We start from the raw sequence: 12,667 nt of genomic DNA, 5'->3' as shown, positions 1-12,667 counted from the left end.
CCGGCGGATGTCTTAGTTATCCTCGGGGACCTCGGCGGCTACCCCTGCCTGATTTAACGTTGCAGACGGTGAAGCCATCTCCCTCTCGCCGATTTTCCAAAGGATGTCCACGCGGCGGTTGCGGCGGCGCCCTTCTTCCGTCGCGTTGTCGTCCAGCGGCTCCTGATCGCCCTTGCCGACCGAGGTCACGGTGCGGTTGTATTTACTGTTGGCCAAGGATTCGCGCAGCTTGTCGGCCACCGTCTGCGCGCGCGCCTCGGACAGTTTCAGGTTGGAGTTGTTGGAGGTGTTGCGATACGGTTTGTTGTCGGTATGCCCGATGACCTCCAGATCGCCCGGCCACGGCGCCAGCGCTTCCCCCAAACGCTCGATGTTGCGTTTCTTTTTAAACTCTTCCGACAGCTTCGACTGCCCGGTGGCGAACGCGCCGTCAGAGGTGAAGATCAACAGCCAGCCGCGCGGATCGGCGCGCACCTCCAGCCACCCTTCGCTGAGGATTTGCGGCAGCGGCTGCGGCAGCGTCTCCATGATGTTGATTTTGCGCGGCTGCGGCGGCGTCCAGGCCAAAATGGCGTTGCGCAGCGCGCGGGACTGATCGTGCAGATACCAGGCGGCCGAGGCATACGCCAGCAGCGCGATGGCCAGGCCGTAGCACAGCAGCTTCAGCGGCGTGATGCGGGTCGCCTTGCGCACCACTTTGCTCGGCTCGGCATCGGCCAGCGTCTGCGTCGGGTTCTGGCTGTACAGATAGCCGTCAAGACGGTTGCGCACGTCGGCCAACAGCACCGCGCCGCGTTCCATCACGTGATATTGCCCTTCGAAGCCCAGCGACAGGATCAGATCGTAAAACGCCAGGATCTCCTTGTTGCGCGGCGAGGCGGCCAGATAGACCTGCAGGTGCTCGAAGCACTTTTCCCCGCCCCAGGCGTCACGATAAAACTCCACCAGCAGGCTGAGATTCAGTTCGCCGGATTCGAGCGTGCTCATGCAGCACTCATCCACGTAGGAGCACAGCAGATAGGCCAGCTTGTCCACATCGCTCGGCGCGATGTGATCCGCCAGCAGCGTCTGCTGAAACTGTTGGATCTCGCGCACGATCTGCGCGCGCACCGCGCCCGGGTTCAGCTGTTTCTGATCGCGCACCCGCTCCACCTGCAGCAGAACCGGGATGGCGGCGGCGATCAACGGGTTGTCCCAATGACCCATCATCACGCCGGGCTTGCTCAGCGCGGCGCGGCCAAACAGCCCGCTCGAGGTCGGCGCCGCCTCGGCCGGCGCGGGCTCGCTGCTTTCCGGCGCAACGCTTTCCGCTTCATAAGGCTTGGGTTCGGGGGACGTCACCACCCCGGCGCTTCCCGGCCGCAGCTTGGCGGCCAGCGCCCGCGCGCCGAAGGACAGCGCGGCGATCTCCGCCGTCGTTTTGCCCACCGAGCCGGACGCGGGAAGGCGCGGCGTCGCGTTGTTGCGCGTTACCGCCATCGCCTCACGTATTTTTCTCTCGAATTCGTTCATCCCACCCTCCCTTGCCTTAATCCCCAGACGTCAAAACGCAGGTCGGGGAAATCACCCACGATGCTGAGCGCCATCGCCGAGCCGGCCATCATTTCCTTATAAATCGGGTCGGCATGATCAACCTCGAAATAGATGCTGTTCGGGTAATACGGTATGTGCCGCGGCGGCGAAGCCATCGGCAACAAGCGAGCGCCCGGTAATTGCAGATCGATCAGCTGAATGATTTTCTCGACCGGCCCCAGTTTGACCTGCGCGGGGAAATACGAGCGCAGATGCTCGATGGACAAACCGCAGCTGACGGCGAACACCAGTTTTTCCAGGCGCAGCTGCGAGTCGTTCGGGCACAGATAAATGCTGTCGCCGCGATCGACAAACGGCAACGCCACCGCCGGCGCTTCGATCACCAGCGACAGCGCGCGGCGAATCGAGGCGAACAGCTGGAAGTAGCAGTTGTGCGGCTCATCGTGCAGATACACCAAGTCGGCCCGATCCCAGAGGCGTTCGCCGCCGGGAATGATGCTGAGCCGCCCCAGCAGGCTCAGCAACGTGTCGAACAGGGTTTCAGGATGCACCTGCGGGCTGGCCAGCAGTTGGCTGATGCGCAAATTGAACTCGCTCAAGGTTTGCAGCAACAGCAGTTCCAGCAGCTCGGAAAGCCCGCCGATCGTCATATGCACGTCCGGGCGGAAAACCGACTCCAGACGCTGGCTGATCAGCCCAAGCAATTCGGTGGTGAAAGCGGGCAGCCAGCCGATGGCGCGGAAATCCAGCATCGGCGGCAAGGCGCGCTCATCCAGCAGCACCCGACGATCGCTGGTGATCTCGCGCACGAAACCGACCGGCAGCACGCTTTCCGCGCTGCTGACCGCGTCCTCCAGGCTCAGCCGCGTCACCAGGCTGCCCAGTTGCATCGTGCACACGCGCGGGGTCCCTTCCAGGCTGACGCCGTGGTTGCGATCCGGCACCTCGGCGTCCATGGTGCGAAAACGGCTGCTTTTTCGCGCATCCTGGATAAGATCGATCTGGGCATTGCCGGCGATGTCCATCAGCACGGACAGGCACACCACTTTCCCCTGGCAGCCTTCTCCCAGCACCAGCGGCGGCGGCAGCGGAATATCCTCGGGCATGCTGAACGCCGTGCCGTCGGGGAAAACGCCCTTGGCTTTCTTCAGCGCAAACTTGCCCTGTTCCAATAGCCCGTTGTCGATCTCCAGCGTCAGGAACCCCCAGGTGAAGGTTTCGACGCTGCGCAAGCGCGCTTCAATCAAGTGCTCGAAAAAACGTTCCTGCTGCTGGAAATGCTGCGGTTCCATCAACATGCCTTCTACCCAGGCGACGCGTTGTTTAGGTAACATGTCATTCATCCATTTTGTCGTTAGTCACTATGCTGAGTGACGTCATCCCCACCATCACCTTCATTTGCGAATCAGCCTGCGCGGGGGACTTTTGCTCGGCGAGCGGCAACACGCCGCTGATTTGCTGAAACTCCGCTCCGACGACGACCCATCGCTCTTGCCCCGCCGGCACCTCAAAGCGATATCGCAACGTCTCCCTCGGTTGCAAAATGCTCTGGTGCCGGCTCAGCGCCCCTTCCGACGGCGCCGTCTCGCGACAAGGGGCGCCATCGCCAATCCCGTCGGGCATCCACCCCGAGCGATTGGTTTCTATCACGCATACCTTGACCGGTTGCGCCTCGCCGGCCGCATTGGGGTTTACGTTGTCGTTGGCGGTCACTTCGACGTCGATAAACCGCAACCGACGCCCCGCGTCCGCTGCCTCGTCGTGAGAAAACCAGCTGCATCCGCCGAGCATCCCCACCGCCAACAATCCCCCTGCCGCGACTCCCCGAAGCGTCTTCACCATGTTGAACTCCTACGCATTAACAAAACATTTGGTCTGGCTCGGCGCGACCTGAGTGGCGACCATGTTGTTATTGTTTGTCGTGCTGGAATCACCCAACCGCGTGACCGGCATGCCGCCGGAGAAATACTTGCCCGATCCCTGCACCGGCTGCGCCTGGGCCGAATGCGTTCCCGAGGCGGCGCCGATCACCCCGCCCGAATCGATGGTGGCCACGCGAACGGTGCCGAGATTTTGTTCATTGCCGCCGCAAATGAAATAGTTAGGCACGTTCGGTATGCCGGTGTTGTTGGGCGAGGTGTTCGGGCCCGGCGCCGGAATCATCGGGTCACAGCTTGCCAAGCCGATCCCGCCCGCGTTGGTATTGGCTGCGGTCATAATGGTTACCCCATATGTATCTGGCCGCCGTCGATCTTCAGCACTGCCGAAGACTTCAGGGAACCAATTTCACTGTTGATGACGAGGGATTGCCGCGCATCCTGAATGATGTGCTTCGCCAGCACCTCGTCGGTTTCCTCCACCCGCCGGCTCGCGTGCTTGCTGCGCACAAACAGGCGTTGAGAGATTTGGTGCAGCGTTTCGGCCACCCAACGGCTGCTGCGCGTCAGCAGCGTGAAGTGCGGGCTGCGCAGCGTCAGCCGCTTGCCGCCCTGCAGCTCGATCTCCGGCGCCACGATGCGCAAGTTGGCGCAGCGGCTGTCCAGCGTCATGACGGCGTTCGCCTGTTGCCGCGACAAGATCTCGGTGATGACCAACTTGTCGCCGTCGGCGATGACGCAAACACGATCGCCCGCTAGCGGCTGAACCAGGCAGCTGGTGGCGACCGCCAGACAATGGGCGCGCATGCCGTCGACATACAGACTGCCGTTGGCGTCGGCCGCCAGCGTCACCACCTTGCGCCCCCCTTGTTCGGGAAGCGGAGCGCTGCGCACCAACTGCAAAGGTGTCACCCTGGCGTTGGCATAGACCTTCTGATGCTCTCTTCTGGATTTATACATATCTGCTTACTCCTGTTGGCCGTTGATACGACGGTTGCCGCGGCCCCGGTTGTTGATGCGCATACCAGGCGTCGATCGCACTCAAGAACGGATCGGCGGTAAGCGGCACGTTTTCGGCGCGATGACGCTGCGCGCCATGCAGGCGAGCGCTCTGTTGCTGAGCGGCGGTCAACGGCTGTTCGATCAGGTTCGCTTCCCGCAGTTCGGCCTGCTCAAGATTGGCTAACGCCAGATCGCACGCCCTGAATTCCGCTTGCGTCAGGATGGCGCGCCCCCAGTTGGCGCCGCCCATCGCGCATTCGCTGAACCGGGCCTTCTGCCCCTGCGCCAGGGTCAGCGTCGCGCGTTCGAAATCGCAGCGCAGCGCCTGCGCTTCAGCGAAGATCGCCGAGGTCAGATCGCTGTCGGCGAACGAACACGCCTCCAGCTCGCTGCGGTGAAAACTGGCGCCCTGCAGCTGTAGCTGCGCCAAAGTGCAGCCCGACAGGCGGCAGGTGAACCAGATGCGCGCCTGCCCCGCGATCGTCTGCCAGCTGCACGTCTCCAGCTGACAACTGCCCATCACCTGACGATCCAGGGTCGACGCCTGCCACAGGCACTGCCTAAGTTGGCAGGCGTACCAGTTGGCGTCCTGTATCACGTCCTGATGAAACATCAGGTTGGTCAGGGTGCTGGACTGCACCGCCAGATGCCCCAGGCTACTGCGTTCAATTTCCGCGCCGTTGACCTCGCACCGGATCAAACCGCAGTCATCCAGCAGACAATCGCCGACGTAACACCCCTGCAGCGCGGTGTCGTTGCACGCCAAATTGCACAGCAGCCCCTGTTGCAGCGTCAGGTTCTCAAACCGGCATTCGTTGAACGACAGGCTCATCAGGCTGCCACCGACCACGTTGACTTGCTGCAGGGTGCAGCCCTCAAAGCGCACCGCCCGCAAATCACAGCCTTCAAACGTGACGCGTTCGAAATGACAGTCGATGAAAAAGCAGTCGCTCAGCGTCAACCCTTTCAACTCGCGATCGTGGAACCGGCGTTTCTTGAAGATCCGCGGCATGGGCGGCGTCTGCGCCACCGCCTGGGCGACCTCCAGTTCGATCGCCTCTCGGTCAGGCAGCGCCTGTTGAATCACGCGGCTTTCAGTTTTCATGCGCATAGTCCCCATGAATGATTCTGCGCGGCACCCAACACGCGCGCTCCAGCAGACAACCGCTGAACCGCGTGCCGGCGTCCTGCCAGGTCATCGCCAGATGCGCCGCCGCCAGATTGCACTGGTCAAATGCCGCATCGCGCAGATCGGCGTTATAAAACAGGCCTTGCTGAGCGCTGCTGTTTTGCCAACGTGAGTGCGTCAACAGGCTGTCTTTAAACCGCACGCCGGCCAGATCGCAGCCGGCGATCGCGCAGGCCGTCAGATCGGCCTCGTCAAAGTTGCATTCGGTGAAAACGCTGTACAGCAGTTGGCACCTCTCCATGCGCGCCGCTTTCAATCCCACTTTGGTGAAACAGCTATCGCTGAACACGGCGTGGGAAAAGTTCGCCTGCATGCCCGCCGTCAGGCTCTCGACGCGGCAACGTTCGAAGCGTACGCCGCGCCAGTTGCCGCCAAGGAACGAGTTTTTGGTGAGCGTCATCTCCAGCGCAACCGCCTCTTCGGCGAGGCAGCGGTTAAACACGCACGCGTCCAGCTCGCCTTGCAGAAACTGCGCGCGGATCAGCGTCGCGCCATTAAACATGCCGTTGCCGATCGCCGCGTGTTCAAAGCGGCTCGCGGTGAAATCGCCCCGCTCGAAAACGCAGTTATCCAGCTTCACGTGGTCGGCGCGCAGCCCTTGCCCCTGAGGCTCCGCCAGCGTCACCCGTTCGAAGACCGCCTCTTGCCACACGCTTTCCGCCAGCAACGGCTTTTGCAGCGTGCACGAGATCATGCGGATCTGGCGCAGCGCCGCCTGCGTCAGGTTGACCCCATCAAAAACGCAGTTTTCGAAGGTGCAGTTCTCAAAAGAAGCCTGCGAGAAATCGCAGCGCTCAAAGCGGCACTGCAGAAAATGCCTGCCCGACAGCGCCTCGCAGCGCAAACCGCTGAAGGTCTTTCCTTCCACGGTCGCGCTATCGGGGAAAAACGCGTCATTGCCGTCTTCGGCGGGAAGATCCGGCAAATCGGGCAGCGTCACGGAAGCGGGCTCCGCCGCCGTTTGTTGCTGGTGCAAGGCGATCGCCTCGCGGATGCGTCGATAGAACACGGCGGAATCGCCCAGAGAGGTGGGCGACGGATCGTAACGCAAGTCGCTGGGGTGATCCGACACCGCCTGGATGACGTTCAACCCCATCTCCGCCGGCATCAGATCCGGATCGAACAGAAACTCAAAGGGCGAGGCGTCATCGTCGCTGCGCTTGCGGAATACCTGTTGGAAATAGTCGAACGAGCGCGGCGCATCGCAGCGATCCAACGCCAGCATGACGGACTCGATGGACTCGTCCAGCAGATGCGTCAACGGCGCATTGCCGGTGAAGATAAGCAAAGCGATGTCGCTGTCGGGCAGGAACCACAGCGTTTTGCGCTGCAGCTCGATTTCCTCAAGGCTGTCGCTATCGTGACGGCGGATGAACGCCCGTCCGCGCACCGCCGGCAGCTCGCCGCGAATCGCCTCGCTTTGCGCGCCGACGCCCTGCAGCTCGAAGGGCACCCGATCCGGCCACGCCGCTTCCGGCAACCACTGCGCCGGCGGCGCCATCTGGAAATAACGCCGATCGATATTGGCCGGCAGCCCGGGGAATACCGTCTCGAGATAGGCTTTGCCAGCGATCTGGCCCGCCACCTTATCGATGTGCGCCTTGCGCAGCGCAAACTCGTGCGGCACCGGCGCCGGCGCCGCCAGCGGAGAGCGCTCCTGCGCGGTCCCCTCGGCGGACAGCGTCATCAGCAGCGGCCGCAGCCCGTCATTGCATCCGCGGCCAAACGGGTTCTCCTTGTTGTCTTTGCCGCCCCAGGCGGAGGTGTGATCCAGCGGCACGCTGAGGAAGGGTTCCACCTCCATCGCGCCGCGCCGTCCCTCGCCCTCGACCCGCCAACGGCGCTTCAGCCCGCCGATGTCGGCGCTGACATTCAGCGTTTTCACCGGCTGACCGATGCCGGCATGGCCGGCGATCAGGTATTCGGCGAACGGCTTCGGCTCGGCAACATCCAATATCGGCAGGCTGAGCGGCACGCGCTTCCACGCCTCCCAGATTTCGGCTTCGTTCACGAAGTGTTCAGGCCGGGACAGGTAGCACCCGGCCACGACGCTGATGCCGAGCCGGCTGTCTGTCCCGATCTGGTAACTTCCTTTAATCGCCACCAATTGCTGTGGCCGTATGATTCTCATTGCCGCGCCTCGTTAGTTTTTGCTTTGCATCCCGACTTTTTTCAAATCGACGCCGGTCTCGGACAGTGACGCGCCGGTATAGCTGATCGACACCCCTGTCGTGCTGGTGCTGCTGCCGGTATTGCTGACGCTGCTGCCGGTATTGCTGACGCTGCTGCCGGTGCTGCTGACGCTGCTGCCGGTGGTGCCGACGCTGCTGCCGGTGGTGCTCACGCTGCTGCCGGTGGTGCTGATGCTGCAGCCGGTGGTGCTGGTCGACGATCCGGTAGTGCTGATGCTGCAGCCGGTGGTGCTGGTCGACGATCCGGTGGTGCTGACGCTGACGCCGGTAAAGCTGGTGCTGCTGCCGGTCTGGCTGGTGCTGACCGTGGTGTAGCTGTTACTTTCGCCGGTCATGCTGTTGCTGATGCTGGTGAAGGAGTTGCTTTCGCCGGTCATCGAGTTTGATACGCCGGTGCAGCTGGTGCTCTGCCCGGTAAACGACGTGCTCAGCCCGGTGAACGAAGTGCTCACGCCGGTAAATGACGTGCTCACGCCGGTGAACGAGGTGCTGACGCCGGTGAACGAGGTGCTGACCCCGGTGGCGGTGAGGCTGACGCCGGTCATCGACGCGCTGACGCCTTTAATCGAGGCGTCAAACCCGGTAATGCTGAAGACGTAATCCTTGTAAGAGACGTGGTTGGTGAACCAGTCCGTAAAGGTGCGGCGGATGATGTCAAACTTGTCCATTCCCACCTCGGTGGCCTGGTTGCGCTCCACCGTGGTTTGCAGATCGCGTTCGGCATGCAGCATGACGCGTTCGTTGTTGCGGTTGTCATCGAAGGTCAACTGGCTGGCATGCTGCGGCTTGCCGAAGCGCAGCGAACGCGACACCATGCCCGAGTAGTTGATGTATTCAGGCAACTGATAAGGCGGCGGGTTGTCGCCGTTATACACAATCCCGGTCACCATCGGACGATCGAGATCGCCGTCGACATAGGTCACCAGCACTTCCTGACCGACGCGCGGCATGGCGATCACGCCCCAGCCTTTCCCCGCCCAGGCCTGCACCACGCGGATCCAGCAAGAGCTGTCTTCCTCGGTGGTTTTGTAGCGATCCCAGTGGAAATGCACGCGGATGCGCGCAAATTTGTCGGTATGCACTTCGGAGTTGGGCGCGCCGACCACGGTGGCGCTCTGGATACCCGGCATCTGCGGCTTTGGCGTTTCGCGCAGCGGGCGGAACGGCACGTCATCGTTCAACGCATTGAAACGGCAGGTGACGTTGCGGCCGTCGCTGCTGCTGTCCGGGCCGTCTTGCACGAACACATAGTCGCAGCGAGTCAGCTTGAAACGGCGGTTGCGGTTGGCGTCCGGGTGCAAAATCAAGGAGAAATCCTTGCCGGCCATCAGCCCGACGGCGTTGCTCTCGCCAAACAGCAGATGGCCGTCGCTTTGCATTTCTTCAAGGCGCAGCCGCGCCAGGTTTTCACCGCGTTCGGTATCCACATAACCCGCCGCGTAGTCGTACCATTCCAACGGGGTGTTCTGCAGGCCGAGGCGGCTCTCTTCCACCTTGGTTTGCAGGTTCTTGCGCGGGTTCTGGAAGTCGAAGTCGCGCAGCACGATTTCATTCGGGCGCACTTTGCGGGAGCGCTGGATGCGCTGGATCCCTTCGCGGATGGCGCGGTTTTCTTCGCTGTCCGGCATGAACGGCAACACGGCGTAACCGAAATCCAGATCGTCGAAATTCTGCCGGTCGGTGATCACCAGCGTGTGTTTATCCTCGGCGTGATCGAAGTAATACCAGATGCCTTCGTCTTCCAGCAGGCGGCTGATAAACGCGAAATCCGTTTCGGAAAACTGCACGCAATATTCACGCGTCGGATAAGTGCCTTGAATATCCAGACGGTAGTCGGCAAAACCGTAGCGCGAGAAGATTTGCTCGATGATGTCGAGCACGTTCAAATCCTGGAAAATGCGGCTGTTGCGGTTCTGCATCAAAAACCACAGCCAGGTGCTCAGCTCCAGCTTATAAACGAACTTATCCTGATGCTGCCCCGAATCGGAGGCGCCGATCACGTAAGCGTAAAACGGCCGCGCGCCGAAATCCGGCCTTTCTATTTGAATGCTGATCCCTTGCCCCAGCAGAGATTCATAATCAACGTCCGCCTGTTCACATTCAAATTCGAGCGTATATTGCGAGTTGCTCGACAACCCTTCTTTGGTGGTGAAGCTGAGTGGAAACGCATTTAATTCGGCTAACACCGGGTTATCAATTTCGATTAAAGGCATAACAACCTCTCTGATCCGATATCGAACCCCGCCCCGCGTTTACGGGCCGGCGGCAAATTAAAAATCAGTCGAAATAAACACTTAAACTATCGTTCTCGACCATGAGTTGGATATTCTGCAGTTCCTGTCCCGTCCGTTTGCGCTGCAGCACTTCATTGCTGATGGGCGGCAAAATCGCCTGCTGCAGCAGCGACTCGACCGCTCTGCCGCGCGAAGGATGGGCGCTGATGCGTTTGGCTATCCAGCCTGGAATATCGCCTTCCAGCACCAGCGACACGCCCACTTCTTTGTGCAAACGCTGTTGTAAACGCGAAATCTGTTTGGTGGCGATATGGGTTATCGCTTCGGTAGAAAGCGGCACGTAGGGAATGACGTTCATGCGCGCCAACAGCGCCGCCGGGAAGAAGCGCGCCAGCACGTCGTGCAGCATCGGCCGCAGCGCTTCGGTTTTCAGATCCGGCGTTTCCGCCAGCGTCGCTTCTATTTCGCCGGCGCCGATATTGCTCGTCATTAAAATGAAACACTGGCGGAAGCTGATCATGCGGCCCTCACCGTCTTCCATCACGCCCTTGTCGAAGACTTGATAAAACGCCTCGTGGATATCGGGATGCGCCTTGTCGAATTCGTCGAGCAAGACGATGGAATAAGGTTTGCGGCGCACCGCCTCCGTCAACTTGCCGCCCTTGCCGTAGCCGACATAGCCCGGCGGCGCCCCTTTCAGGGTGGAAACGGTATGCGATTCCTGAAACTCGCTCATATTGAAGACGATCAGGTTATGCGCGCCGCCGTACATCGCCTCCGCCAGCGCAAACGCGGTCTCCGTTTTGCCGACGCCGCTCGGGCCGGACAGCATGAAAACGCCCAATGGCCGATCGTGCGCCTGAATGCCGGCGCGGGAGATGCGCACCGCCTGCGCGATTTCATCGATCGCCGTCTGCTGGCCGAATATCTGGCGGCTCAGCAGTTGATTGAGATTGAGCGCATTGTCCAGATCGCTTTGCAGCATGCGGCCGGTGGGGATACCGGTCCAATCCGACAACACCTCCGCCACGACGCGGTCATCCACCCACGGATACACCAACGGCAGACCGCCGTCTTGCAGGGCTCCCAGCTCGGAGGCCAACTGCGGCAAGCGCTCCGGCGACTGCCGCTCCGCGTCGAGCAAGGTGGTGACCGCCTGTTGCTCCTGCGCCTGCCGCTGACGCAGCGCAGCCAGTTCGCCTTCCATGTCGCTGAGGGTCTGCTGCAATTCAGTGATGCGGCTGAGCGCCAGATCGTCGAATTTGCTCTCCTCCTGCAGGCCGTTCATTTCGGTGCGCTTCACCGCCAACCCGGCCTCGAGCGACTCGATTTTTTCAGGCAGCGCATGCTGGCTCAGCGCCACCCGCGCGCAGGCGGTGTCCAGCAAGCTGATGGCTTTGTCCGGCAGTTGCCGCGACGGCAGATGGCGCAGCGACAAATGCACCGCTGCCTGCAGCGCCGACTCGCGGATCTTGACGCTGTGGTGCTGCGCAAAATGCGGGGCGATGGCGCGCATCATGTTCACCGCATTCTCTTCGTCGGGTTCAGAAACCAACACGTACTGGAAACGGCGCGTCAGCGCGGCGTCCGGCTCGATGAACTGTTTGTATTCCGACCAGGTCGTCGCCGCCACCATGCGCAGCGCCCCCCTGGCCAACATCGGTTTCAACAGGTTGACGGCGTCGCCGGTGCCGGCCTGACCGCCGGCGCCCACCAGCGTATGCGCCTCGTCGCAAAACAGGATCACCGGCACCGCCGAATGCGCGATGGCGTCGATCAGCGCTTTCAGGCGCGATTCGAATTCGCCCCTCATGCTCGCCCCGGCCTGCATGCGCCCCAGATCCAAAGACAGCAGCCGGGCGCCCTGCAGCAGCGGCGGCACCTGCCCCTGGGCAATCTTGCAGGCCAGCGCTTCCGCCACCGCCGTTTTGCCGACCCCGGCTTCACCCACCAAAATCGGGTTGTTCTGCCGGCGACGCAGCAAGATGTCGATCACCTGGCGCAGCTCCGCTTCGCGGCCAATCACCGGGTCGATTTCACCGTCGCGCGCCTGGCGGGTCAGATCGGCGCACCATTTATCGAGAATATCGACCGTCTCGGACGCCTCCGGCGCATCGCCGTGGGTGCTGTAGACCTCTTCTTCCTCTTCCTCATGCTCGACGGACTCCGCCAGAATCGCCGGATAATCGTCGAACAGCTGCGGGATCGGCAGTTTTTTGAACTCGTCGCTCAGCCGGTACAGGCTGCGCTGCAACGTGGGATCCTGCAGAATGCCGACCAGGATATGAATGGTGCGCACCCCGCCGGACGGCGTTTCGGCGAGCTGGCTCATCAGCAGCCCTCTTTCCACCACCGTTTCCAGTTGCGTCGACAGATCCACCACCGCATTCGTGCGGTTCGGCAAGGTATGCAGAATGCGATCCAACGCATCGCTGATGCGCTGACTGTTGATGGCGTAGTGCGCCAGGATCAGCGGCAAGTCGCCGCGTTCCTTGTCCACCAGGACTTTCAGCCAGTGTTCCAGCTCCACGTATTCGTGCCTGAAGGTTCGGCACAGCTTGGTCGCTTCGACGAACGACTGATAGGCAAAGTGGCCCAATCGCGAAAAAAGACGTTCTCGTTGATACACCTTAAATTTCC

At 61.5% G+C, this 12,667-nt stretch carries 9 protein-coding genes; all 9 read right to left on the bottom strand.

Features of this window, described 5'->3' with window-relative positions; all coding sequences use genetic code 11:
- Positions 1-12 precede the first annotated feature (12 nt).
- On the bottom strand, positions 13-1,512 hold the full coding sequence (icmH, locus tag ACJ8PN_RS08765) for a type IVB secretion system protein IcmH/DotU (RefSeq protein ID WP_442534826.1): 1,500 nt from the start codon (positions 1,510-1,512) through the stop codon (positions 13-15).
- Positions 1,509-2,867, bottom strand: coding sequence for a type VI secretion system baseplate subunit TssK (gene tssK, locus ACJ8PN_RS08760; RefSeq protein ID WP_033632660.1), 1,359 nt, complete (start codon positions 2,865-2,867; stop codon positions 1,509-1,511). The genes icmH and tssK overlap by 4 nt, the downstream gene beginning before the upstream one ends.
- A 1-nt stretch (position 2,868) precedes the next feature.
- The gene (locus ACJ8PN_RS08755) at positions 2,869-3,375 is read right to left on the bottom strand and encodes a type VI secretion lipoprotein TssJ (protein ID WP_351106345.1); all 507 of its coding nucleotides are present in this window, start codon (positions 3,373-3,375) and stop codon (positions 2,869-2,871) included.
- 9 nt (positions 3,376-3,384) lie between these two features.
- The gene (locus tag ACJ8PN_RS08750) at positions 3,385-3,750 is read right to left on the bottom strand and encodes a PAAR-like domain-containing protein (RefSeq protein WP_094142884.1); all 366 of its coding nucleotides are present in this window, start codon (positions 3,748-3,750) and stop codon (positions 3,385-3,387) included.
- A gap of 5 nt (positions 3,751-3,755) precedes the next feature.
- Complete coding sequence (locus tag ACJ8PN_RS08745; protein ID WP_004935341.1) at positions 3,756-4,370, bottom strand: DUF3540 domain-containing protein; 615 nt, start codon at positions 4,368-4,370, stop codon at positions 3,756-3,758.
- Positions 4,363-5,517: a pentapeptide repeat-containing protein gene (locus ACJ8PN_RS08740; protein ID WP_351106349.1), complete on the bottom strand. Its 1,155-nt coding sequence runs from the start codon at positions 5,515-5,517 to the stop codon at positions 4,363-4,365. The genes ACJ8PN_RS08745 and ACJ8PN_RS08740 overlap by 8 nt, the downstream gene beginning before the upstream one ends.
- Complete coding sequence (locus tag ACJ8PN_RS08735) at positions 5,507-7,732, bottom strand: DUF2169 family type VI secretion system accessory protein (protein WP_351106352.1); 2,226 nt, start codon at positions 7,730-7,732, stop codon at positions 5,507-5,509. Before ACJ8PN_RS08735 ends, ACJ8PN_RS08740 begins: the two co-directional genes overlap by 11 nt.
- 12 nt (positions 7,733-7,744) lie before the next feature.
- Positions 7,745-10,006, bottom strand: coding sequence for a type VI secretion system tip protein VgrG (gene vgrG, locus ACJ8PN_RS08730; protein WP_004935351.1), 2,262 nt, complete (start codon positions 10,004-10,006; stop codon positions 7,745-7,747).
- A 64-nt stretch (positions 10,007-10,070) separates the two neighbouring features.
- The gene (gene tssH, locus ACJ8PN_RS08725; protein WP_103687201.1) at positions 10,071-12,656 is read right to left on the bottom strand and encodes a type VI secretion system ATPase TssH; all 2,586 of its coding nucleotides are present in this window, start codon (positions 12,654-12,656) and stop codon (positions 10,071-10,073) included.
- Positions 12,657-12,667 lie beyond the last annotated feature (11 nt).

It is taken from the genome of Serratia sp. CY76391 (assembly GCF_052166695.1).
Lineage (GTDB): Bacteria > Pseudomonadota > Gammaproteobacteria > Enterobacterales > Enterobacteriaceae > Serratia > Serratia nematodiphila.
This window is presented reverse-complemented; position numbering and strand designations above follow the sequence as displayed.